This window comes from Kitasatospora sp. NPDC004240 (assembly GCF_053603215.1).
On the sequence record NZ_JBSGFD010000017.1, the window covers coordinates 50,054 to 73,982 of the forward strand.

The 23,929-nt window shown below is 73.3% G+C and carries 20 protein-coding genes; 10 read left to right on the forward strand and 10 right to left on the reverse strand.

All coding sequences use genetic code 11. The annotated features are described in order from the left end of the window. Position 1 precedes the first annotated feature (1 nt). On the reverse strand, positions 2–355 hold the full coding sequence (locus ACWEQL_RS07480) for a histidine triad nucleotide-binding protein (protein WP_452149240.1): 354 nt from the start codon (positions 353–355) through the stop codon (positions 2–4). 64 nt (positions 356–419) lie between these two features. Further along, on the reverse strand, positions 420–824 hold the full coding sequence (locus ACWEQL_RS07485; RefSeq protein ID WP_452149241.1) for an RDD family protein: 405 nt from the start codon (positions 822–824) through the stop codon (positions 420–422). Here ACWEQL_RS07485 and ACWEQL_RS07490 point away from each other — a divergent pair. Beyond that, a complete protein-coding gene (locus tag ACWEQL_RS07490; protein ID WP_452149242.1) occupies positions 813–1,139 on the forward strand; it encodes a hypothetical protein in 327 nt (108 codons plus the stop codon). The two genes, ACWEQL_RS07485 and ACWEQL_RS07490, sit on opposite strands and share 12 nt — an antisense overlap. Before the next feature lie 104 nt (positions 1,140–1,243). Here ACWEQL_RS07490 and ACWEQL_RS07495 read toward each other — a convergent pair whose 3' ends face one another. From ACWEQL_RS07495 to hrcA, 4 genes are all read right to left on the reverse strand, one after another. Then, entirely contained in the window at positions 1,244–4,489 is a 3,246-nt protein-coding gene (locus tag ACWEQL_RS07495; RefSeq protein ID WP_452149243.1) for a S41 family peptidase, read from the reverse strand. Positions 4,490–4,638: 149 nt separating this feature from the next. After that, positions 4,639–5,388, reverse strand: coding sequence for a 16S rRNA (uracil(1498)-N(3))-methyltransferase (locus ACWEQL_RS07500; protein ID WP_452149244.1), 750 nt, complete (start codon positions 5,386–5,388; stop codon positions 4,639–4,641). Positions 5,389–5,475: 87 nt separating this feature from the next. After that, complete coding sequence (gene dnaJ / locus ACWEQL_RS07505; protein WP_452149245.1) at positions 5,476–6,615, reverse strand: molecular chaperone DnaJ; 1,140 nt, start codon at positions 6,613–6,615, stop codon at positions 5,476–5,478. Positions 6,616–6,690: 75 nt separating this feature from the next. Further along, on the reverse strand, positions 6,691–7,725 hold the full coding sequence (gene hrcA, locus ACWEQL_RS07510) for a heat-inducible transcriptional repressor HrcA (RefSeq protein ID WP_452149246.1): 1,035 nt from the start codon (positions 7,723–7,725) through the stop codon (positions 6,691–6,693). Between the two features lie 255 nt (positions 7,726–7,980). On the opposite strand from hrcA, the gene htpX reads away from it, so the two are divergent. The 4 genes from htpX (at position 7,981) to ACWEQL_RS07530 (ending at position 11,288) form a co-directional block, all read left to right on the forward strand. Next, positions 7,981–8,898, forward strand: a complete 918-nt coding sequence (gene htpX / locus ACWEQL_RS07515) for a zinc metalloprotease HtpX (protein ID WP_452149247.1) — start codon at positions 7,981–7,983, stop codon at positions 8,896–8,898. 38 nt (positions 8,899–8,936) lie between these two features. Continuing rightward, a complete protein-coding gene (gene pspAB / locus ACWEQL_RS07520; protein WP_452149248.1) occupies positions 8,937–9,518 on the forward strand; it encodes a PspA-associated protein PspAB in 582 nt (193 codons plus the stop codon). Between the two features lie 133 nt (positions 9,519–9,651). Next, entirely contained in the window at positions 9,652–10,431 is a 780-nt protein-coding gene (locus ACWEQL_RS07525) for a DUF2785 domain-containing protein (protein ID WP_452149249.1), read from the forward strand. A 20-nt stretch (positions 10,432–10,451) separates the two neighbouring features. Then, a complete protein-coding gene (locus ACWEQL_RS07530; RefSeq protein WP_452149250.1) occupies positions 10,452–11,288 on the forward strand; it encodes a DUF3097 domain-containing protein in 837 nt (278 codons plus the stop codon). On the opposite strand, the gene ACWEQL_RS07535 is transcribed toward ACWEQL_RS07530, so the two are convergent. Genes ACWEQL_RS07535 through ACWEQL_RS07545 form a run of 3 tightly spaced genes read right to left on the reverse strand, consistent with a single transcriptional unit; the run spans position 11,279 to position 15,090 of the window. Continuing rightward, positions 11,279–11,836 carry a Uma2 family endonuclease gene (locus ACWEQL_RS07535; RefSeq protein ID WP_452149251.1) on the reverse strand — a complete coding sequence of 186 codons (558 nt, stop codon included), beginning with the start codon at positions 11,834–11,836 and terminating at the stop codon, positions 11,279–11,281. The two genes, ACWEQL_RS07530 and ACWEQL_RS07535, sit on opposite strands and share 10 nt — an antisense overlap. Positions 11,837–11,877: 41 nt before the next feature. Continuing rightward, positions 11,878–13,107, reverse strand: a complete 1,230-nt coding sequence (gene hemW / locus ACWEQL_RS07540; protein WP_452149252.1) for a radical SAM family heme chaperone HemW — start codon at positions 13,105–13,107, stop codon at positions 11,878–11,880. 60 nt (positions 13,108–13,167) lie between these two features. Next, entirely contained in the window at positions 13,168–15,090 is a 1,923-nt protein-coding gene (locus tag ACWEQL_RS07545) for an AMP-dependent synthetase/ligase (RefSeq protein WP_452149253.1), read from the reverse strand. A gap of 304 nt (positions 15,091–15,394) precedes the next feature. Between ACWEQL_RS07545 and ACWEQL_RS07550 the strand changes: the two genes are divergently transcribed. The 4 genes from ACWEQL_RS07550 to ACWEQL_RS07565 all read left to right on the forward strand — a co-directional run bounded on the left by ACWEQL_RS07550 (position 15,395) and on the right by ACWEQL_RS07565 (position 21,379). After that, positions 15,395–17,128, forward strand: coding sequence for an ABC transporter ATP-binding protein (locus tag ACWEQL_RS07550; protein ID WP_452149254.1), 1,734 nt, complete (start codon positions 15,395–15,397; stop codon positions 17,126–17,128). 98 nt (positions 17,129–17,226) lie between these two features. Next, positions 17,227–19,128 carry an ABC transporter ATP-binding protein gene (locus ACWEQL_RS07555; RefSeq protein ID WP_452149259.1) on the forward strand — a complete coding sequence of 634 codons (1,902 nt, stop codon included), beginning with the start codon at positions 17,227–17,229 and terminating at the stop codon, positions 19,126–19,128. 175 nt (positions 19,129–19,303) lie between these two features. Further along, positions 19,304–20,254, forward strand: coding sequence for an RNA polymerase sigma factor SigJ (sigJ, locus tag ACWEQL_RS07560; protein ID WP_452149255.1), 951 nt, complete (start codon positions 19,304–19,306; stop codon positions 20,252–20,254). A gap of 60 nt (positions 20,255–20,314) precedes the next feature. Next, a complete protein-coding gene (locus tag ACWEQL_RS07565) occupies positions 20,315–21,379 on the forward strand; it encodes an NAD(P)/FAD-dependent oxidoreductase (protein WP_452149256.1) in 1,065 nt (354 codons plus the stop codon). A 137-nt stretch (positions 21,380–21,516) separates the two neighbouring features. Here the strand turns inward: ACWEQL_RS07565 and lepA are convergent, their stop codons facing one another. Continuing rightward, positions 21,517–23,385, reverse strand: a complete 1,869-nt coding sequence (gene lepA, locus ACWEQL_RS07570) for a translation elongation factor 4 (RefSeq protein WP_452149257.1) — start codon at positions 23,383–23,385, stop codon at positions 21,517–21,519. A 190-nt stretch (positions 23,386–23,575) separates the two neighbouring features. Between lepA and ACWEQL_RS07575 the strand changes: the two genes are divergently transcribed. Beyond that, complete coding sequence (locus tag ACWEQL_RS07575; protein ID WP_452149258.1) at positions 23,576–23,881, forward strand: antibiotic biosynthesis monooxygenase family protein; 306 nt, start codon at positions 23,576–23,578, stop codon at positions 23,879–23,881. Positions 23,882–23,929 lie beyond the last annotated feature (48 nt).

A 23,929-nucleotide genomic window follows, 5' to 3' on the forward strand; every position in this document is an offset into this window, starting at 1 on the left:
GTCAGACCATGTCCTCGGTCATCGGCTTGCCGCCGAGCACGTGGACGTGGGCGTGGAAGACGGTCTGGCCCGCGCCCGCACCGGTGTTGAAGATCAGCCGGTAGTCGGTGACGCCCTCGCCCTCGGCCACCGCGCCCGCCTCGGCCAGCAGCTCACCGGCGATCTTCGGCTCGGCGGCGGCCAGTTCGGCGGCGTTCGGGTAGTGCACCTTGGGCACGACCAGGATGTGGGTGGGGGCCTTGGGGCTGATGTCGCGGAAGGCGAGGGTGCCCTCGCTCTCCCGGACCACCGTCGCCGGGATCTCCCCCGCCACGATCTTGCAGAACAGGCAGTCGGACTGCGGCTCGCCGGCCATCGGCTACTCCTCGCGCGGTGATCGTCGGTCGTTCACGGATGGTGATCGTCGTGTCGGCGGCAGCCTAGCCGAGCCGGGCGGCGCGCAGGGCCCTGCGGCGGACGATCCGCACACCGCAGGCCTCCTCGGAGTCCGGCATGTCGTCGATGACCAGGCTGAGGATGATCACGTAGCCGAGCAGCCAGCGCTTGAACAGGTGCCGCACCAGCGGGGTCCGGCGGGTCTTGGGGCGCACCACCCGGCTGCCGAGCAGGAACTTGCCCACGCTGAAGGCGGTCAGACGGGTGAGCACCACGTGGTTGACGAACGAGGTGGCCAGCGCGACGCCGGCCGCCGTGCCGACGTACGCGCCGAACGAGCCGCCCTCCCCCGTGAGCGCCTGAGCCGTCTTCAGACCGACGACGATCGCGAGCAGCCCGTCCAGGAAGGCGCCCAGGTAGCACCAGAAGTCGTCGGCGTGCTCGGGCACCCCGGGCATCTCCTGGTTCCGGACGGCCGGCCCCGGCGGGTGCTGCGCGTGCTGGGCGTGCTGCGGGTGCTGCGGGTGCTGCGGGTGCTGCGGGTACGGCTGCTGACCGTACGCCGGCTGTCCGTACTGGGACGGCTGCCCGTACGGCTGCGGCTGCCCGTGACCCTGCTGCTGCCCGTACGCCGGCTGTCCGTACTGCGGCTGCCCGTGACCCTGCTGCGGCGGGTACGGCTGCTGCCCGTACTGCGGCGGGTACGGCTGCTGCGGCTGGTGCCCGTACTGGGCGGGCGGCGGGTAGCCCTGTGCCATCGGTGATCCCCCGTGCTGCGGTCGTGCTGCTGTCGATCGAGAACAGCCCCGCATCCTACGGGGGCGGCGGGGGCCGGCCGGTCCGGCCCCCGCCGTCGCGTCACCCGGCCCTACACCGCGGGCAGTTCGGGCGCGGTGAGGGCGGGACGCTCCGCGAGGGCCGCCAGGGCGATCCGCACGCCCTCGGCGAGCTGCGGGTCCTCGCCGGCCGCCCACTGGTGCGGCGCGCAGGGCACCTCGACGTCCGGGTCGACGCCGTGGTTCTCCAGGCCCCAGCCGTAGTTCTCGAACCAGGAGGCGTACTTGGGCTGGGTCACCAGGGTGCCGTCGACCAGGTGGTAGCGGCTGTCGATGCCGATCACCCCGCCCCAGGTCCGGGTGCCGACCACCGGGCCGATGCCGAGCGCCTGGACGGCGGCGTTGACGATGTCGCCGTCCGAGCCGGAGAACTCGTTGGCCAGCGCGACCACCGGGCCGCGCGGCGCGTCCGCCGGGTACGGGACGTGGGAGGCGATGTCGCGGGCGAGGTCCCAGCCGATGATCTTGCGGGCGAGCTTCTCGATCACCAGCTGGGAGGTGTGACCGCCGCGGTTCTCCCGGATGTCGACGATCACGCCCTCCCTGGCCATCTCCACCCGCAGGTCGCGGTGGATCTGCGCCCAGCCGGCCACCTGCATGTCCGGGATGTGCAGGTAGCCGAGCCGCCCGCCCGACAGCTCGCGGACGGCGGCCCGCCGGCCGGTCACCCAGTCGTGGTAGCGCAGCGGCTCCTCGTCGGCGAGCGGGACGACCACCGGGTGGCGGCGGTCGGTGCCGTCCTTGCCGGCCACGGTCAGCTCGACCGGCTGGCCCGCGGTGCCGGCCAGCAGCGGGGCCGGGCCGGTGACCGGGTCGACCGGGCGGCCGTTGACCTCCAGGACGGCGTCCCCGGGCCGGACGGCCGCGCCGGGCGCGGCCAGCGGCGAGCGGGCCCGGGGATCGGAGGACTCGCCGGGCAGGATCCGCCCGATCACCCAGTGGTCGCCGTCCTTGACCAGGTCGGCGCCGAGCATGCCCTGCCGGCGGGCCGCCTCGGCGCCGTGGCCGTGCCCGGCCACGTAGGCGTGCGAGGTGCCCAGCTCGCCCTGGACCTCCCAGAGCAGGTCCACCAGGTCGTCGTGCGAGCCGAGCCGCTCGACCAGCGGGCGGTAGCGGGCCAGCGCGCCGGCCCAGTCGAAGCCGCCGAGGTCGGCCCGCCAGAAGTTGTCCCGCATCAGGCGGCCGTTCTCGTCGAACATCTGCCGCCATTCGGCCGCCGGGTCGACGGTGACCCGCAGCCGGTCGAGGTCGACGTCGATCTCGTCGTCGTCGCCGGAGGCCTTGTGGTCGGACGGGACGATCCGCAGCTGCCCCTCGTCCAGCACGGCGATCCGGCCGCCGTCGCCGCTGACCGCGAACGAGTCCAGCCCGGCCACCAGCTCCTCGGCGCGGCGCTTGCGGAAGTCGAAGCGCTCCAGCGTCGGGCGGGGCCGTTCGTCCTCCAGCGAGGCCGCCTCGTCGCCGAGCTCGCCGAGCAGCGGCACGCGGGTCCACAGCACGCCGTCCTTGACCGCCTTCAGGGTGCCGAAGCGGCCGCCCTCGACCGGGAACGGCACGATCCGGTCGGCGATGCCGTCCAGGTCCACCCGGGTGGCGGGCGGGCCGTCCGTGCCGCCCTCCTCGCCCTCCGACTTGCGGCCCTTGGGCTCGTCCTCCTCGCCGGCGACCGGCCGCCCGGCCCGCAGCGGCCCGAACGGCGACGGGGTGTCGGCGGCCAGCGTGATCAGGTACGGGCGGCAGCCGTTGGGGAACGACAGGTCGAAGACGTGCGAGTCGTAGACCGGGTCGAAGTTGCGCAGCGACAGGAACGCCAGGTGCTTGCCGTCCGAGGTGAAGGCGGGCGAGGTGTCCACGAAGCGCTGCGGGGTGGCCTCGCCGACCGTCCGGGTGGCCAGGTTGGCCAGCATGATCTGGCGCAGCGACCACGGGCCGAGGGTCGGACGCGACCACGCCAGCCACGCCGAGTCGGGGCTGAACACCAGCCCGCTGACCTCGCCGTCGGTGCTGTGCGCCAGCTCGTGCACGGCGCCGTCGGCGAGCGTCACCAGCAGCACCCGGCCGTCGTGCGCGGCCACCGCGGCCTGCTTGCCGTCCGGGGAGACCGCCAGGCCCAGCACCCGGCCGAGCCGGCCGGACGCCAGTCGGCGGCGCTCGGCGCCGAGCACCTCGGGGGCGTACTCCAGGGCGTCGTCGCCCTCGGCGTCGGTCACCCAGAGCACGCCCTGGGCGCCGTCCTCGCCCGGCACCACCCGGGCCAGCCGGGCCCGTACGCCGGGGGTCTCGTCCAGCACCCGGGCGGGGCCCTCGCGGTGGGTCAGCCAGTGCACGCCGCCGCGCACCACGACGGCGCCGGCCCGGCCGGTGCGGTCGGGGACGGCGGTCTCCAGCCAGTGCGCGGCGGACACCGGGCGGGGGCGGCGGCCGCCCCGGGGGCCGGCCAGCCGGACGTCGGGGCGGCGGGGCTCGGCGCCGTCGAGGTCGTCCAGCAGCCACAGGTCGCCGCCGCCGTGCCAGACCACCCGGGTGCCGTCGGTGGTGGCGCCGCGGGCGTAGAAGCCGTCCGGCGCGTCGGAGTGGCGGCGCAGGTCGCTGCCGTCCGGGAGGCTGGAGTAGAGCCGGCCGGCTCCCTCGTGGTCGGAGAGGAAGGCGATCCGGCCGCCGACCCACATCGGCGACTCCAGGTGCCCGTCCAGGTCGGCGTGGACCCGGGTGAACTCCTCGGTGCCGATCCAGAGCTTGCCCGCCTGGCCGCCCCGGTAGCGCTTCCACCAGGCCGGCTCCCGGCCGAAGGCCGACAGCAGCAGCGCGCGGTCGCCCCCCGGCTCCAGGGCGAGCCCGCCGATCGGCCCGTACGGCAGCCGCTCCGGCCGGCCGCCGTCCAGCGGCACGGCGTTCGCCCAGGTGCGGCGCAGGGTGGCCTCGCCGGCGGTGGTGACCGCGACCGGGCGGCCGTCCGGGGTCCAGCCGAGGAGCTGGGTCTGGTGGCTGCCCCAGTGGGTCAGCCGGCGCGAGGGCCCGCCGTCCACCGGGGCGACGTGCACCTCGGGGGCGCCGTCCCGGGTGGAGGTGAAGGCGATGTGCCGGCCGTCCGGGGAGAACCTCGGGCGGCGGACCGGCACCTGGTCGGCCGTCAGCCGCCAGGCCCGGCCGCCGTCCAGCGGGGCGAGCCAGACGTCGTTCTCGGCGACGAAGGTGACCAGGTCACCGTGCAGGTGCGGGTGGCGCAGGTAGGCGCCGACGGAGGTGCCGGGGGCATCGGTGCTCAGGGATTCGCTCACGCCGCCAATCTAGGCAGGCGCACCCACGGCGCGCGCCGTATTTCGGCGAGGGCGAACCCGCACGGGCTACCCGTGTCCCGGCTGGGGCCCGACTGGGGCCGGCTGGGGCCCGGCCGGGGTCGCCCGCGTCCCGCCCGCGCTCCCGGGCGTCAGCCCCAGCGGCCGGTGCGGCCCAGCAGCAGCGCGCCGGCGGCGACGCCCGCGGTGGAGGTGCGCAGCACGGACGGCCCGAGCCGGTACGGCGCGGCGCCGGCCCCGGCGAAGGCGGCCAGCTCCTCCGGCGACACCCCGCCCTCGGGGCCGACCACCAGGACGATGTCCCCGGCCACCGGCAGCGCGGCGCTCGCCAGCGGCGCGCCGCCCTCCTCGTGCAGCACCGCGGCCAACGCGGCCCCGGCCAGCAGGGGGGCCAGCTGCCGGGTGGTCATCAGCTCACGCACCTCGGGGAAGCGCAGCCGGCGGGACTGCTTGCCGGCCTCCCGCGCGGTGGCCCGCCACTTGGCGAGCGCCTTGGCGCCGCGCTCGCCCTTCCACTGGGTGATGCAGCGGGAGGCCGCCCAGGGGATCACCACGTCCACGCCGACCTCGGTCATGGTCTCCACGGCCAGCTCGCCGCGGTCGCCCTTGGGCAGCGCCTGGACGACGACCAGGCGCGGGCCCGGCTCGGGCTCCCGGCGGACGGCGGCCACGGTCACCTCGACGGCGTCCTTGCCGTGCACGGCCGCCACGAGGCCGTCCACGCCCAGCCCGTGCCCGTCCGCGAGGGTGACCGCCTCGCCCTGCTCCAGCCGCTTCACGGCGGCCGCGTGGCGCCCCTCCGGGCCGTCCAGGCGGATCACCGCGCCGGGGGCGGCGGTGGCGATCCGCTCGGTCTCGACGACGAACACGGGCGCGGTCATGGGGTTCCTCGGGGGCTGGTCGGGCGGTGGAACGACGGCGCCCGGCCACCCCGCGGGTCGCGGGGGCGCCGGGCGCCGCGGGGGCCGTCAGCGGCCGTTGAAGGCGTCCTTCAGGCGGGAGAACAGGCCCTGCTGGCCCGGCGCGAACTGGCCGGCCGGCCGCTCCTCGCCGCGCAGCACCGCGAGCCGGCGCAGCAGCTCCTCCTGCTCGGGGTCGAGCTTGGTGGGCGTCTGCACCTCGACGTGCACTATCAGGTCGCCCCGGCCGCCGCCGCGCAGGTGGGTGATGCCCCGGCCGTGCAGCGGGATCGACTGGCCGGACTGGGTGCCGGGCCGGATGTCGACCTCCTCCAGGCCGTCCAGGGTCTGCAGCGGCACCTGGGTGCCGAGCGCGGCCGCCGTCATCGGGATGGTGACCGTGCAGTGCAGGTCGTCGCCGCGGCGCTGGAAGACGGTGTGGGTGGTCTCGGCGATCTCGACGTACAGGTCGCCGGCCGGGCCGCCGCCGGGGCCGACCTCGCCCTCGCCGGCCAGCTGGATGCGGGTGCCGTTGTCGACACCGGCCGGGATCTTGACGGTCAGGGTGCGGCGGGCGCGGACCCGGCCGTCGCCGGCGCACTCCGGGCACGGGGTCGGCACCACGGTGCCGAAGCCCTGGCACTGCGGGCAGGGGCGGGAGGTCATGACCTGGCCCAGGAAGGACCGGGTGACCTGGGAGACCTCGCCCTTGCCGCGGCACATGTCACAGGTCTGCGCGGAGGTGCCGGGCGCGGCGCCCTCGCCGCTGCAGGTGGTGCAGGTGACGGCGGTGTCGACCTGGAGTTCCTTGGTGGTGCCGAAGGCGGCCTCCTCCAGGGTCACCTCCAGGCGGATCATGGCGTCCTGGCCGCGCCGGGTGCGCGAGCGCGGCCCGCGCTGGCCGGAGGCGGCGCCGAAGAAGGCGTCCATGATGTCGGAGAAGCCGAAGCCCGCCGCGCCCGCTCCGAAGCCCGCGCCCGCGCCGCCGTTGGGCGACAGCGGGTCCCCGCCGAGGTCGTAGACCTGGCGCTTCTGCGGGTCGGAGAGCACCTCGTAGGCGGCGTTGATCTCCTTGAACCGCTCCTGCGTCTTCGGGTCCGGGTTGACGTCCGGGTGCAGTTCGCGTGCCAGGCGCCGGAACGCCTTCTTGATCTCGTCCTGCCCCGCATCCCGTCGGACGCCGAGTACCGCGTAGTAGTCCGTGGCCACCAAATGCTCCGCTTGTTCCGCCTGTAGAAGTGCTTGCGACTGGTACCACCGCCGGAGGACCGGCGGCAGCGGTTCCTACGACTCGGCCAGGATCTGGCCCACGTACCGTGCCACCGCTCGCACCGCCCCCATTGTGCCCGGATAGTCCATCCGGGTCGGACCGATCACTCCCAGTTTGGCCACACTCTCGTCGCCCGAACCGTAGCCGACGGACACGACCGACGTGGAATTCAGCCCCTCGTAGGCGATCTCCCGGCCGATCCGGACCGTCATCCCGGCGTCCGCCGTCTCACCCAGGAGGCGGAGCAGGACGACCTGTTCCTCCAGTGCCTCCAGCACGGGCTGGATGGTGAGCGGGAAGTCGTGCCCGAAGCGGGTCAGGTTGGCCGTGCCGGCCAGCATGATCCGCTCCTCGTTCTGTTCGGCGAGCGCCTCGAAGAGCGTCGCCAGCACGGTGGTGACGGTCGGCCGGTCGGCCGCCTCGAACGCCGCCGGCAGCTCCTCCAGCAGGCCTGGCACCTCCGGCAGCCGCCGGCCGACGGCGCGCGTGTTGATCCGCGAGCGCAGGTCCGCGAGGACCGTCTCGCCGACCGTGCCCGGGCAGTCCACCATCCGCTGCTCGACCCGGCCGGTGTTGGTGATCAGGACCAGCATCACCTTGGCCGGGGCCAGCGTGACCAGCTCGATGTGCCGCACGGTCGAGCGCGACAGCGAGGGGTACTGGACCACGGCGACCTGCCGGGTCAGCTGCGCGAGCAGCCGCACCGTACGGGCCACCACGTCGTCCAGGTCGACCGCGCCGTCCAGGAAGTGCCGGATCGCCCGGCGTTCCGGCGCGCTCATCGGCTTGATCTCGGCCAGCTTGTCGACGAACAGGCGGTACCCCTTGTCGGTGGGGATGCGCCCGGCGCTGGTGTGCGGCTGGTGGATGTAGCCGTCCTCCTCCAGGGCCGCCATGTCGTTGCGGACGGTCGCCGGGGAGACGCCGAGGTTGTGCCGCTCCACCAGGGCCTTGGAGCCCACCGGCTCCTCGGTGCCCACGTAGTCCTGGACGATGGCGCGCAGCACCGCGAGCTTGCGGTCGTCCAGCGGACGGACCTCACCGGCCATGGGGCACGCACCTCCGTCTTCGCACGTTGTCCGTTATGACATGTTGCGGGCCGTTCTGGGAGGCCCCGGACTTGGCACTCGGGACAGCCGAGTGCCAGAACCGTACCTGCCAGTGTAAGGCCCGGGTCCGACGGCAGGAACGGCCCGTCCAGGGTGATCCTGCCCGCATCGCCAGGGTGACCGCACGCCGTCACTGCGCGCGACGGCGGCCCCGGTGGCAGCATCGGAAGCGGGACGGCGAACGGAGGAGCAGCGATGTCGACCTCGGGCCCGCACACCCGTTTCGCGCCCGACCGCGGACTCACCGGCCGGATGGTCGGGACCATGTTCGTGATCGGGCTGCTGTACGTCGGATTCACCGGCCTGCTGATCGCGCTGCTGCGCGGCGCCTGGCCCCTGGTACTGCTGGTCTCCGGCGGACTCTTCGTGGCGCAGTTCTGGTTCAGCGACCGGATCACCGAGAAGGCGATGGGCGCCCACCGGGTCACCCCCGAGCAGTACCCGCAGCTGCACGGCGCCGTCGACCGGCTCTGCGCGCTCGCCGACATGCCCAAGCCGCGGGTCGCGGTCGCGAACAACGACATGCCGAACGCCTTCGCGACCGGCCGCAACCCGCAGAACGCCGTGGTCTGCGTCACCACCGGACTGCTGCGCCGGCTGGAGCCCGAGGAGCTGGAGGGCGTGCTCGCCCACGAGCTGTCGCACGTCGCCCACCGGGACGTCGCGGTGATGACGGTCGCCGGCTTCCTCGGGGTGCTGGCCGGCGCGATGACCCGGATCGCCATGTACGGCGGCTTCCTCGGCGGCCGCAACAGCAACGACTCCAACGCGGCCGTCGTGGCGCTGGTCGTCCCGCTGGTGTCGATCGTGGTGTACGCGCTGAGCTTCCTGCTCACCCGGCTGCTCTCGCGCTACCGGGAGCTGGCCGCCGACCGCGCCGCCGCCCAGCTCACCGGACGGCCCAGCGCGCTCGCCTCCGCGCTGACCAAGGTCACCGGGCAGATCGCCCGGATCCCCACCGAGGACCTGCGCAGGGCGCAGCCGTACAACGCCTTCTACTTCGCCCCGGCGCTGAGCGGCCGCGAGAGCGCCGCCCGGCTGCTGGCCACCCACCCGCCGCTGGAGCGGCGGCTGGAGCAGCTGGCCCGGATCTCCGACGAGCTCGGCCACTGACCGGGCCGCCCCGCCCCTCCCGGGAAGGCAGGACCACCGTGGGACTCCTGGACGCCCTGTTCGGCCGCAGCAAGCCCGTCCGGCCCGACCTCGACCAGTTGTTCGGCATCCCCTCCGCCGCGCTCACCCTGGAGGCCGGGACCGGCTTCCGGCCGACCGGGCTGGGCTCGGTCTGCTTCGCCAGCGTCGAGGGCGGGGCGTTCGACGAGGTCGAACGGCAGGTCCGGGCGCTGCTGGACGCCGACACCGACCGCGGCGGGGTGCCGGTGGAGGCCTCCCGGGACGACTACGGCTACTCCTGGCTGCTCGCCCGGCACACCCCCGAGGAGCTGCCGGACCTGGTCAACGACCTGCACGCGGTCAACAGCGAGCTGGAGGCCAACGGCTTCGGCCCGCAGCTGCTCTGTTCCCTGGTCGGCTTCCGCGACGACCGGGGGCGCTCGCTCGCGCTGGTCTACCTGTACAAGCGCGGCACGTTCTACCCGATGTGCAAACGGCCCGGCCGGGAGAAGCGGGACAACCCGCTGGAGATCGAGATCTCCCACCTGCTCAGGAACGACCTCCGCGTCGAGTCGGACCTGTCCCGCTGGTTCCCGGTCTGGGGCGCCCCGGGGATGTGAGCCGCCCGCCGGCCGGCGAGTGACCGGCGAGTGACCGGCGGATGATCCGGCACATGCTCCGGCGCGTGATCCGGCGCGTGATCCGGCGGGTAATTCGGTGGCCCCGGGCCGCCGCGGGCCCTAGGGTCCGCCCGTGATCAACTGGACCGAGATCGAGGCCGCCGAGCCCACCCCCGCGCTGCTGGACGAGGTGAGCGCCGCACTGCGCTCCCCCGACCCGGAGATCCGCGACCTGCTCGCCTACGAGCAGCTGTGCCGCTGGGTGCCCCGGCTGGCGCCGTCCGAGCTGGAGCGCCTCGGCGACGCGATGGCCGCGCGCCTCTCGGACCCGGAGATCCAGGCCCGCACCTTCGCCCCGCTGGTCCTCGCCGAGATCGCCGACGCCGGCGTCTGGCAGCCGCGGTGGCTGGACGCCTTCGCCCGCTGGTACCCCGCCGAGACCGACCTGCGCGGCTGGCACCCGGAGCTCGGCTGGCTGCACGCCGTCGCGCACGGCGCCGACCTGCTGGCCGCCCTCGGCCGCAGCCCGCTGACGGCCGACCCGGGGCCGCTGCTGGCGCTGGCCGCGGCCCGGCTGACGGCGCCCACCGACCACGTCTGGGACGCCCTGGAGGACGACCGCCTCGGCCGGGCGGTCGCCGTGGTCCTCACCCGCCCCGGTCTGACCGAGGAGCAGGCGCTGGCCTGGCTCGACCCGATCGCCGCCCAGCCGCCGCGCCGGCCCTCCGCCGCGACCCCCGGCGTCCCCGCGAACGTCTCCAACACCCTGCGCACCCTGCGGATGGTGTCCGTGCTCGCCGACCGCGGCGTGCGCGCGGTCCGCGGCGGCGAGGCCCTGCCGGTCCGCCACTCCGAGGCCCTGCGCGCCCGGATCGCCGAGGTCCTGGTGGTCAACTCGCCGTTCACGGGCTGACGGCTCGTAGACTCCGTGGAATGCGCAGCCGCCCGTACGGACCCGACCTGACCCCGCCGTGGAAGCGACAGGGGCCCGCCCCGGAGGTGCCCGCCGAGCGGGACCTGGTGGTCGAGGAGGCGGCGACCGGCTTCTGCGGGGCGGTGGTGCGCTGCGAGAAGACCGCCGAGGGGTTCACCGTCACCCTGGAGGACCGTTTCGGCAGGCACCGGGTCTTCCCGATGACCCCGCGCGGCTTCCTGCTGGAGGGCCGGGTGGTCACCCTGGTCCGTCCCGCCGCGCCGGCCCCCGCCCGGGGCCCCGGCCGGACGGCCTCCGGCTCGGTCGCCGTCCCCGGCGCCCGGGCCCGGGTGGCCCGCGAGTCGCGCATCTACGTGGAGGGCCGGCACGACGCCGAGCTGGTCGAGCGGGTCTGGGGCGACGACCTGCGGATCGAGGGCGTGGTCGTCGAGTACCTGGAGGGCGTCGACGACCTGCCCGCGGTCGTCGCCGACTTCGCCCCCGGCCCCGGCCGCCGCCTCGGCGTCCTGGTCGACCACCTGCTCCCGGGCACCAAGGAGCAGCGCATCGCCGCCCGGGTGAGCGGCGAACACGTCCTGGTCGTCGGCCACCCGTACATCGACGTCTGGCAGGCCGTGAAGCCCTCCTCGGTCGGTATCCCCGCCTGGCCCGACGTGCCCCGCGGCGAGGACTTCAAGCTCGGCACCTGCCGCCGCCTCGGCTGGCCCGCCGACACCCCGGCCGCCTGGAAGCGCGTCCTCGCCTCGGTGGACTCCTGGAAGGACCTCGACCCGGCCCTGCTGGGCCGGGTCGAGGAACTGATCGACTTCGTGACCGCCCCGGACGGTCAGGCGTAGGTCTGGAACTCGCCGGTCTCCAGCGTGATCCCGAGGACGTCCAGCGGGACCGGGTCGCCGAACTTGGTGGTGCGCTTGGACCAGTACTCCGGCACACCCGACGCCGTATCGGTCCTGAGCTCCGCGAGGAGCAGGCACTCGCCCTTGATCGGGTCGACGACCAGATACGCCGGGACGCTGCCCTCGGCGTACATCTCCCGCTTGATCCGGTAGTCGCGGTCGACGCTGGTCCTGGACACCACCTCGACCACCAGGGCGACCGAGGGCGCGGGCAGCAGCCGGCCCTGCTCGGCGACCGCACCGCGTTCGAACACCACGAGGTCCGGTTGCGGCTCGCTGGCCTGGCCGGGGATGGCCAGATCCTGCGTGGTCAGCGCATGCCAGCGCTCGTACGGCGTCTGGTGCTGAATCGACCGGATGATGAGGTTGTGGACCATGTCCGGCCCGGCCATCATCACGATTTCCCCCCGAATGAGCTCGGCCTTGACTCCCTCCGGAACCTCCAGGTTCTGGAAGATCCCGGTCATCCGGTCATCGATGGCGGTCATCGCGCCCTCCCTCCGACGGCTGACACCCACGCTAACGAATCTCAGTCCACCAGGTCACGTACCACCGCGTCGGCCAGGAGGCGGCCCCGGAGGGTGAGGACGGCGCGGCCGCGCTCGTACGGGCCGGCGTCGAGGAGGCCGTCGTCCCGGTGCCGCCCGGCGGCCTCCAGGCCCCGGGCGGTGAGCAGGTCGAGGGGGATGCCCTCGGCGAGGCGCAGCTCCAGGAGGACGCGCTCGACGCGGCGGTCCTCGGGGTCGAGCACCTCGCGGGCCTGGGCGGGGGTGCGGGACTCGGCGAGGGCCCGCGCGTACGCGGCGGGGTGCTTGGCGTTCCACCAGCGGACGCCGCCGACGTGGCTGTGCGCCCCGGGGCCGGCGCCCCACCAGTCGGCGCCGGTCCAGTAGAGCTCGTTGTGGCGGCAGCGCGCGGCCTCGTCCGTGGCCCAGTTGGAGACCTCGTACCAGGAGTAGCCGGCCCGGGTGAGGGCCTCCTCGGCGATCAGGTAGCGGTCGGCGTGCACGTCGTCGTCGATCATCGGCAGCTCGCCGCGCTTGACGCGGGCGGCCAGCCGGGTGCCGTCCTCGACGATCAGCGAGTAGGCGGAGACGTGGTCGGGCCCGGCGCCGAGGGCGGCGTCCAGGGAGGCGCGCCAGTCGTCGTCGGACTCGCCGGGGGTGCCGTAGATGAGGTCCAGGTTGACGTGCTCGAAGCCGGCCGCGCGGGCCTCGGCGACGCAGGCCTCGGGCCGGCCGGGGGTGTGGTGGCGGTCGAGCAGCCGCAGCACGTGCGGACGGGCGCTCTGCATGCCGAAGGAGATCCGGGTGTAGCCGCCCTCGCGCAGCTCGGCGAGGTACGCCGGGTCGACGGACTCCGGGTTGGCCTCGGTGGTGACCTCGGCGTCCTCGGCGAGCCCGAACTCGTCCCGGATCGCGGCGAGCATCCGCACCAGGTCGCGGGCGGGCAGCAGGGTGGGCGTGCCGCCGCCGAGGAAGACCGTGCGCACCGGCAGCTCGGCGTCCCCCAGCACCCGCCGGGCGAGCCGGATCTCGGCGACCACGTTGTCGGCGTACGTCTCCTGCGAGGCGACCGCCCCGGAGGAGCGCAGCTCGGTGGCGGTGTAGGTGTTGAAGTCGCAGTAGCCGCAGCGGCTGGCGCAGTACGGCACGTGCAGGTAGAAGCCGAACGGCCGGCCGCCCAGCCCGTCGAGGGCGTGCGCGGGCAGGGAACCGTCGGACGGCACGGGATCGCCGTCGGGGAGTGCGGAGGGCATGTCCCCCATTGTCCCGTACGGCCCGAGTGATCCGGTGGGCCGTACGGGACGGGGTGCGGGTCAGGCCTCGACGGCGCCCGCGTACATCTCGGCGACGGCGTCCGCGTACTCGCGCTCGACCACCGGGCGCTTGATCTTCAGGCTCGGGGTGAGCTCGCCGTGCTCGACGTCCAGGTCGCGCGGCAGCAGGTGGAACCTCTTGACCGTCTGCCAGCGCTGGAGCGAGTCGTTGAGCCGCTTCACGAAGCCCTGGATCAGCTCGTGGGTGCGCGGGTCGGCGGTGACCTCGGCGTAGCCCTTGCCGTCCATGCCGTGCTCGGCGGCCCACGGCATCAGCACGGACTCGTCCAGGCCGATCAGGGCGGTGCAGTAGTTGCGGCCGTTGCCGATCACCAGGACGTTGCTGACGAACGGGCAGATCGCCTTGAGCTTGCCCTCCACCTCGCTGGGGGCGACGTACTTGCCGCCGGAGGTCTTGAACATGTCCTTCTTGCGGTCGGTGATCCGCAGGAAGCCGTCCGGGGAGAGCTCGCCGATGTCCTCGGTGTGGAACCAGCCGTCGGCCTCCAGGACCTCGGCGGTCTTCTCCGGCAGGTTGTGGTAGCCGCGCATGACGCCGGGGCCGCGCAGCAGGATCTCGCCGTCCTCGGCGATCCGGACCTCGGTGCCGGGCAGCGGACGGCCGACGGTGCCGACCCGGATGTCCTCGGCCCGGTTGACGCAGGAGCCGGCGCTGGTCTCGCTGAGGCCGTAGCCCTCCAGGATCGGCACGCCCGCGCCCACGAAGAAGTAGCCGATCTCCGGGGCGAGCGCGGCGCTGCCGGAGACCGCCCCGCGCAGCCGGCCGCCGAACGCGTTGCGGATCTTGGCATAGACCAGCCGGTCGGCCAGCGCGTGCTGGAGGCCGAGGCCGAAGGGCACGCCGTCGCGGCCGGTGGCGATCCGGTTCTCCTGGGAGATCCGGGCGTGGTCGCGGGCGACCTTGGCGGCCCACATGAAGATCTTGTACTTGGCGCCGCCCTCGGCCCGGGCCTTGCCGGCGATGCCGTTGTAGACCTTCTCGAAGATGCGCGGGGCCGAGGCCATGATGGTCGGGCGGATCACCGGCAGGTTGTGGATGATCCGGTCGACCCGGCCGTCCAGGGCCATCACGTGGCCGGTGGCGATCTGCCCGGAGATCAGCGTCTTGCCGAACACGTGCGACAGCGGCAGCCACATGAACTGCACGTCGTCGGCGGCCAGCAGCCCGCTGGCCTCCTGGGCCCGGCCCTCGTACGCCCAGCAGTCGTGCACCAGGCGCACGCCCTTGGGCCGTCCGGTGGTGCCGGAGGTGTAGATCAGGGTGGCCAGCTGCTCCTTGTCGAGCGCGGCGACGGCCTGCTCCACGGCGTCCGGGTGCGCGGCCAGGTACTCGGCGCCCAGCTGCTCCAGCTCGGCGAAGGTCAGCAGCTTCAGCCCGGCGGTCTCCGGGGTCTCCTCGGGCGCGTCGAAGACGATGACGGTCCGCAGCTCGGGAAGCTTCTCGATCTCCGAGACGGCCTTGGCGAGCTGGACGTCGTTCTCGGCGAACATGGCTCTGCAGCCCGAGTCGGAGAGGATGAAGGCCGTCTCGTCGGCGTTGGTGCTGGGGTAGACGGTCGTGGTGGCCGCGCCCGCGCACATGTTGCCGAGGTCGGCGAGGACCCACTCCAGCCGGGTGGAGGACGCGAGCGCGACCCGGTCCTCGGGGCGGATGCCCAGGGACATCAGGCCGGCGGCCACGGCCTTGACCCGGCCTGCGGTCTGCGCCCAGGTCAGCGAACGCCACTGCTCGGCGCCGGGGGCGCCGTCGGCCGCGTGCTCGTCCACCGGGGCGGGGTAGCGGTACGCCTCACCGTTCGGGGTGAGCGCCACCCGCTCCAGGAACAGGTGGGCGACGGAGGCGGGACGCCCGGCGACGATGTCGGCACTGCCGGAGTCGATCAGGGACTGCGCGGAACTCAACGAGGACCTCCGGAGGCGGGGGTGGCCGGGTGAGGGTGGTCGCGGCGGCCGTGGGGGCGGTCACCGGGCCCCCCGGGCCACCGGTCGGGTACCGGTCAGTAACAAGGGGGCATTCAGCAGCCTAGGGGGAAACCGGCCGTTCCGTAAGAGGCTGGGGCCACCTGGCACGGCCGTGCCTCCCCGGTGCAGCTCGGGCAAAGGACTGGACAAACCTCAGGGTCGCATCCCCGGAATCACCTGTGCGAGTCGACGAAACACCGAGAATTGGCGTGCGAACCCCGCCGCCGACGACGAGAGTGTGCCAGTGCTGATCAGACTGCTCAGGGCGCATCTGAAGCCCTACAACCGACCGGTCGCCGTGCTGGTGCTCCTCCAGCTGGTGTCCACCCTCGCGCTGCTCTACCTGCCCACGCTGAACGCCGACATCATCGACGACGGGGTGGTCAAGGGCGACACCGGCCTCATCCTGCGCATCGGCGGGGTGATGATCGCGGTGACCGTGCTGCAGGCCGCCTGCGCGATCGGCGCGACCTACTTCGCCGCCCGCACCGCGATGTCCGTCGGACGCGACCTGCGGGCCGCCGTCTTCGACCGGGTCCAGGCGTTCTCCGCACGCGAGGTCGGCCAGTTCGGCGCGCCCTCGCTGATCACCCGCACCACCAACGACGTCCAGCAGGTCCAGATGCTCGTCCTGATGGGCTTCCTGCTGATGGTCGCCGCGCCGATCATGTGCGTCGGCGGCGTGCTGATGGCGCTCAACCAGGACGTGGCGCTCTCCGCGCTGCTGCTCGCCGTGGTCCCGGTGCTCGGCGTCGTGGTCGTGCTGCTGGTGCGCCGGCTGCGCCCGCAGTTCCGTTCGATGCAGGAACGGATCGACACCGTCAACCGGGTGCTGCGCGAGCAGATCACCGGCATCCGGGTGATCCGCGCCTTCGTCAAGGACGGCCACGAGCAGCGCCGCTTCGCCGCCGCCAACCGGGACCTCACCGACGTCGCCACCACCGTCGGCCGGCTGATGGCCTTCATGTTCCCCACCGTGATGCTGGTGGTGAACGTCTCCAGCGTCGCCGTGCTGTGGTTCGGCGCGCACCGCATCGACAGCGGCGGCATGGAGATCGGCGCCCTGACCGCCTTCCTCTCCTACCTGATGCAGATCCTGATGAGCGTCATGATGGCCACCTTCATGTTCATGATGGTGCCCCGCGCCGAGGTCTGCGCCGAACGCATCCAGGAGATACTGACCACCCGCTCCAGCGTGGTGCCGCCCTCCGCGCCCGTCACCGAACTGCTCGACCGGGGCAACCTGGAGCTGCGCGACGTCGGGTTCCGCTACCCGGGCGCCGAGTCCCCGGTGCTGCGCGGCATCGACCTGGTCGCCCGGCCCGGCCGGACCACCGCCGTCATCGGCTCCACCGGCAGCGGCAAGTCCACCCTGCTCGGCCTGGTCCCCCGCCTCTTCGACGCCACCTCCGGCCAGGTCCTGCTGGACGGCACCGACGTGCGCGAGCTCGCCCCCGAGACCATCGCCGAGGCCATCGGCTACGTCCCGCAGAAGCCGTACCTGTTCACCGGAACGGTCGCCAGCAACCTGCGCTACGGCCGCCCCGAGGCCACCGACGAGGAGCTCTGGCACGCGCTGGAGGTCGCCCAGGCCAAGGAGTTCGTCGAGCGCTTCCCGGAGGGACTGGACGCCCCGATCACCCAGGGCGGCGGCAACGTCTCCGGCGGCCAGCGCCAGCGCCTGGCGATCGCCCGCGCCCTGGTCCGCCGGCCCGGCGTCTACCTCTTCGACGACTCCTTCTCGGCGCTCGACTACGCCACCGACGCCAGGCTGCGCCGGGCGCTCGCCCGGGAGACCGCCGACTCCACCGTGCTGATCGTCGCCCAGCGGGTCTCCACCATCCGCGACGCCGACCGGATCATCGTGCTGGACGAGGGCGCCGTCGTCGGCACCGGCACCCACGCCGAGCTGATGGCCGGCAACCCGACCTACCGGGAGATCGTGCTCTCCCAGCTCACCGAGGAGGAGGCCGCGTGAGCGCGCCGAAGAAGGGCCCCGCCGCCGCGACCGGCGAGGTGCGCAGCGACTCGCAGGCCGCCGCCGCCCGGCGCGGACCGGCCGGCCCCGGCCGGTTCATGGGCGGACAGGGCGCCGAGAAGTCCATGGACTTCAAGACCTCCGGCCGGCGGCTGCTCGCCCTGCTGCGCCCCGAGCGCCCCCTGCTCGCCGGTGTCGTCGGGCTCGGCGTGCTCAGCATCGGCTGCGCCGTCGTCGGCCCCATGGTGCTCGGCCACGCCACCGACCTGATCTTCGCCGGCGTGGTCGGCGGACGCTTCCAGGACCCCGGGGTGACCAAGGAGCAGGCCGTCGAGGAACTGCGCGGGCACGGCGACGGCGGCGTCGCCGACCTGCTCGCCTCGATCGACTTCACCCCCGGCCAGGGCATGGACTTCGACGCCATCGGCACGGTGCTGCTCTGGGTGCTCGGCATCTACCTGGCCTCCGCGCTCTTCGGCATCGCCCAGGGCCGGCTCGCCACCCGCGCCGTCCAGCGGGCCGGCTACCGGCTGCGCCAGGACGTCGAGGCCAAGCTCGCCCGGCTGCCGCTCAGCTACTACGACAAGCAGCCGCGCGGCGAGGTGCTCAGCCGGGTCACCAACGACATCGACAACATCGGCCAGTCCATGCAGCAGACCCTGGGCCAGGTGGTGAACTCGCTGCTCACCGTGGTCGGCGTGCTGGCCATGATGTTCTGGATCTCGCCGCTGCTGGCCCTGATCGCCCTGCTGTCCGTCCCGCTGTCGGTGGTCGTGGCCACCAAGGTCGGCAAGCGGGCGCAGCCGCAGTTCGTCCAGCAGTGGAAGTCCACCGGGCAGCTCAACGCGCACATCGAGGAGATGTACACCGGGCACACCCTGGTGAAGGTCTTCGGCCGGCAGAAGGAGTCCGCCGAGGTCTTCCGCGAGCACAACGAGGCGCTGTACGCCGCCAGCTTCCGCGCCCAGTTCATCTCCGGGATCATCCAGCCCGCGATGATGCTGATCGGCAACCTCAACTACGTCGCGGTCGCCGTGGTCGGCGGTCTGCGGGTGGCGAGCGGCGCGCTGTCGATCGGCGACGTCCAGGCGTTCATCCAGTACTCCCGCCAGTTCAGCCAGCCGCTCACCCAGGTCGCCAGCATGGCGAACCTGGTGCAGTCCGGCGTCGCCTCCGCCGAGCGGGTCTTCGAGCTGCTGGACGCCGCCGAGCAGAGCCCGGAGCCGGCCATGCCCGAGCGCCCGGACCAGGTCCGCGGCCGGGTCTCCTTCCAGGACGTGGCGTTCCGCTACGACCCGGACAAGCCGCTCATCGACGGCCTCTCGCTCAAGGTCGAGCCCGGCCAGACGGTCGCCATCGTCGGCCCCACCGGCGCCGGCAAGACCACCATGGTCAACCTGCTGATGCGCTTCTACGAGGTCAGCTCCGGGCGGATCACCCTGGACGGGGTGGACGTCTCCGCGATGGCCCGCGAGGAACTGCGCTCCAACATCGGCATGGTGCTCCAGGACACCTGGCTGTTCGGCGGCACCATCGCCGACAACATCGCGTACGGCTCCGCCGGGGCCACCCGCGAGCAGGTGGTCGAGGCGGCGAAGGCGGCGCACGTGGACCGCTTCGTGCGCACCCTCCCGGACGGCTACGACACCGTGCTCGACGACGAGGGCACCGGCGTCAGCGCCGGCGAGAAGCAGCTGATCACCATCGCCCGGGCGTTCCTCTCCCAGCCCTCGATCCTCGTCCTGGACGAGGCGACCAGCTCGGTGGACACCCGGACCGAGGTGCTCATCCAGCGCGCGATGGCCCGGCTGCGCACCGGCCGGACCAGCTTCGTGATCGCGCACCGGCTCTCCACCATCCGGGACGCCGACGTGATCCTGGTGATGGAGAACGGCTCGATCGTCGAGCAGGGCTCGCACCAGGAGCTGATCGCCGCCGGCGGCGCCTACGCCCGGCTGTACCAGGCCCAGTTCGCCGAGGCGGTCACCGAGGTCGACTGAGCGCGTGGCGCGGCCGGGCCGCGGCGTTCGCGGTACCCCGGGGCCGGGGCGGGTGACTCCCGCCCCGGCCCTCCGGCTTCCCGGGCCGCTCCGGTTCCCCTTCCGGGTACGCGCTCCCGCGGGTGACCGGATTCCCGTACGTGACCGGCCCGGCCCGGGGCGCTACCGTGGGCGGGTGCATGACGAACCCTCAGCGGGCAGGCCGGCGGCGCCGAACGGCACCGGGCCGCAGGAGACCCCGCCGGACGCCTTCGAGGCCAACCGGCGCTACCTGGGGTCGGTCGCGTACCGGCTGCTGGGGTCGTTCACCGACGCCGAGGACGTGCTGCAGGAGGCCTGGCTGCGCTGGCGGGCCACCGACCGGGCCTCCGTCCTCGACCCCCGCGCCTACCTGTCCACCGTGGTCACCCGGCTCTGCTACGACCAGCTGGGCTCCGCCCGGGCCCGCCGGGAGGCCTACGTCGGGGAGTGGCTGCCCGAGCCGGCCGTCTCCTACGAGGGCTCCCCCGCCTCCCCGGCCGAGCTGGCCGAGCTCGGCGAGTCGGTCTCGCTGGCGCTGCTCGCCGTCCTGGAGCAGCTGACCCCCGCCGAGCGCGCCGCGTTCGTGCTGCACGACGTGTTCGCGGTCGGCTTCGAGGAGATCGCCGGCACGCTGGAGCGCACCCCCGAGGCCACCCGGCAGCTGGCCTCCCGGGCGCGGCGTCGGGTGAAGGAGCGCGCCCGGCGGGCCACCGCCGACCCCGCCGAGCACCGGCAGGCCGTCGAGGCCTTCGCCGCCGCCTCCGACCGGGGGGACATCCTGGGCCTGATGGCCGTCCTGGACCCCGAGGTGGTCTGGCACGCCGACGGCGGCGGCATCGTCCGCGCCGCCGCGCGCCCGGTCTACGGCGCCGACAAGGTCTCCCGTCTGATCGTCGGCTCGCTCGCCAAGTGGCGCACCCCCGGCTCGGGCCTGCGTCCGGTGCTGGTCAACGGCCAGCCCGGGTTGCTGGCGCACGACGCCGAGGGCGCGCCGATCGGCGTGATCGGCTTCTCCGTGGCACCCGGCGGCCGGATCACCGACGCCTACATCGTGGTCAACCCGGAGAAGCTGACGCATGTGACGCAGGTCACCGTCACATCCTGACCGGCCGCGTCGTCCCCCTGCCGAACGCGCGCGAAGGCGCACCGACGGAAGGCGGAGGACATGTCCGAGCAGGCTTTCGGCAAGCACATCGTCGTACTGGGCGCGGGCTACGCGGGGCTCACCGCCGCCGTCCGGGCCGCCCGGGGGAAGGGCAACCGGGTCACCCTGGTCGCCCCGGAGACCCGGTTCCTCAACCGCGTCCGCCACCCCGAGCACCGGCCGGCCGTCGCCGAGGTGATCCGCGGCCGGGGCGTGCGCCACATCGCGGCCCGGGCGGCCTCCCTGGACCTCACCGGTCGCAAGGTCTTCCTCGACACCGGCGAGGCCCTCGCGTACGACACCCTGGTGTACGCCCTCGGCAGCCGCACCGCCTGGCACGGCGTCCCCGGCGCCGCCGAGCTCGCGTACGCGCCCGAGCGCGCCGGCGAACTGCGCGAACGGCTGCGCACCGCCGACCGCCCCGGCACCGTCGCGGTGGTCGGCGGCGGCCCGACCGGCATCGAACTGGCCACCGAGATCGCCGAGGCCCACCCCGGCTGGGAGGTCCGGATCGTGGCCGCGGGCCTGGTCGGCGGCTGGCTCTCCGCCAAGGGCCGGGCCCACGTGCTCGACGTGATGCGCCGGCTCGGGGTCCGTGTCCACGAGAACGCCGCCGTCACCGCCGTCGACGAGGACGGCCTCACCACCGACGCCGGCCGGGTACCGGCCGACCTGACCGTCTGGGCCGCCTCGATGGAGGTGCCGCCGCTCGCCGCCGAGGCCGGACTCGCCGTCGCCGCGGACGGCCGGGCACTGGTGGACGCGCACCTGCGGTCGGTCTCGCACCCGGACGTGCACGTCGTCGGCGACGCCGCCGAGGTGACCCTCGCCGGCACCGGCACCCTGCGGATGAGCTGCGCCACCGCCCAGCCGATGGGCCGGTACGTCGGCACGCTGCTGGCCGGGCGCACCGACAGGCCGTTCGGCTTCCGGTACGCGCTGCAGTGCCTGAGCCTGGGCCGGCGCGAGGCCCTGGTCCAGCTGATCCACGGCGACGACTCGATGCGGCCGACCGTGATCACCGGCCGGACCGGGCGGCTCGTCAAGGCGGCCATCGTCAACGCCGTGGTCCGGTCGCTGCGCTGACCCGTCCCGCGGCGGCCTCCGGGGGGCCGCCTTGGGGTGCCCCGGGTGCTCCGAGGTGCCTTCAGAGGTGCCGGAACGCCCGAGGGCCCGGGACGAGATCGTCCCGGGCCCTCGGCGGATCGCCGGTGGCTACGCGGTTACTTCTTTTCCTTCGGCGCCTCGGCGTCGGTGGACAGCGCGGCGATGAAGGCCTCCTGCGGGACCTCCACGCGGCCGACCATCTTCATCCGCTTCTTGCCTTCCTTCTGCTTCTCCAGCAGCTTGCGCTTACGCGAGATGTCACCGCCGTAGCACTTGGCGAGGACGTCCTTGCGGATCGCGCGGACGGTCTCACGGGCGATCACCCGGGAGCCGATGGCGGCCTGGATCGGCACCTCGAACTGCTGGCGGGGGATCAGCTTCTGCAGCTTGCCCGCCATCATGACGCCGTAGTTGTAGGCCTTGTCCTTGTGCACGATCGCGGAGAAGGCGTCCACCGCGTCGCCGTGCAGCAGGATGTCGACCTTGACCAGGTTGGCGCTCTGCTCGCCGATGGGCTCGTAGTCGAGCGAGGCGTAGCCGCGGGTCTTGGACTTCAGCTGGTCGAAGAAGTCGAAGACGATCTCCGCGAGCGGCAGGGTGTAGCGCAGCTCGACGCGGTCCTCGGAGAGGTAGTCCATGCCCTGGAGGCTGCCGCGACGGGACTGGCAGAGCTCCATGATCGCGCCGACGAACTCGTTGGGCGCCAGGATGGTGCCGCGCACGACCGGCTCGAACACCTCGGCGATCTTGCCGGTGGGGAACTCGCTCGGGTTGGTGACGGTGTGCTCGGTGCCGTCCTCCATCACCACGCGGTAGACCACGTTGGGGGCGGTGGAGATCAGGTCGAGGTTGAACTCGCGCTCCAGGCGCTCCCGGATGATCTCCAGGTGCAGCAGGCCGAGGAAGCCGCAGCGGTAGCCGAAGCCGAGGGCGACCGAGGTCTCCGGCTCGTAGACCAGCGCGGCGTCGTTCAGGCGCAGCTTGTCGAGGGCGTCGCGCAGCAGCGGGTAGTCCGAGCCGTCCAGCGGGTAGAGGCCGGAGAACACCATCGGACGCGGGTCCTTGTAGCCGCCCAGCGGCACGGTGGCGCCCTTGTGCATCGAGGTGATGGTGTCACCGACCTTGGACTGCCGGACGTCCTTCACACCGGTGATGATGTAGCCCACCTCGCCGACGCCGAGGCCGTCGGCCACCTTCGGCTCCGGCGAGATGACACCGATCTCCAGCAGCTCGTGGGTCGCGCCGGTGGACATCATGGCGATGCGCTCGCGCTTGTTGAGCTGGCCGTCGACCACACGGACGTAGGTGACCACGCCGCGGTAGGAGTCGTACACCGAGTCGAAGATCATCGCGCGGGCGGGCGCGTCGGCCACGCCGACCGGGGCCGGGATGTTGTCGACGATGTGGTCGAGCAGCTCCTCGACGCCGAGGCCGGTCTTGGCGCTGACCTTGAGCACGTCGCCCGGGTCGCAGCCGATGATGTGGGCGATCTCCGCGGCGTACTTCTCCGGCTGGGCGGCCGGGAGGTCGATCTTGTTGAGCACCGGGATGATCGTGAGGTCGTTCTCCAGCGCCAGGTACAGGTTGGCGAGGGTCTGCGCCTCGATGCCCTGGGCGGCGTCGACGACCAGGATGGTGCCCTCGCAGGCGGCGAGGGAGCGGGACACCTCGTACGTGAAGTCCACGTGGCCCGGGGTGTCGATCATGTTCAGGATGTGCGTCGTGCCGGTGTTCGCACCGGTCTTCGGCGCCCACGGGAGGCGGACGGCCTGCGACTTGATGGTGATGCCACGCTCGCGCTCGATGTCCATGCGGTCGAGGTACTGGGCGCGCATCTGCCGCGGGTCGACGACGCCGGTGATCTGCAGCATCCGGTCTGCGAGCGTCGACTTGCCGTGGTCGATGTGGGCGATGATGCAGAAGTTGCGGATCAGCGCCGGGTCGGTACGGCTGGGCTCTGGCACATTGCTGGGGGTCGCGGGCACCTTGGTCCGATTCTCCGTTGGTCCGGGGGCCGGGGACGTCCGGATCATCTCTGACCGGCTTCCCGGGGACCGGACAGTCGTCCGATCGAAATAGTTCCTCCCATCCTCCCATGAACCGGGCGGCGCCTGCCGGTCAGCTCTTCCCCCGGCCCTTCCTCCGGTCTCCGGGGGTGCGGCAGGATGCCGTCGCATGATCCTGGAAAGCGCCCTGCTCGACGTCCTGCCCGGCCGGGAGGAGGCCTTCCTCGCCGCCTTCGCCGAGGCGGAGCCCCTGATCTCCGGGCAGCCCGGCTTCCACTCGCTCGCACTGCGGCGGTGCCTGGACGAGGGGCGCGGATCGCGCTTCCTCCTCCAGGTGGAATGGGAGCGCCTGGAGGACCACACGGAGGGGTTCCGCCGCTCCCCCGAGTACCGGCGCTGGCGGGAGCTGCTGCACCACTTCTACGCGCCCTTCCCCGAGGTCGAGCACTACGGCGAGCCGGTGCTCCGGGCCTGACCCGCGCGGGGCTCGCGCGCGGGCGGCGCGGGGCGGGGCGGGGCGGGG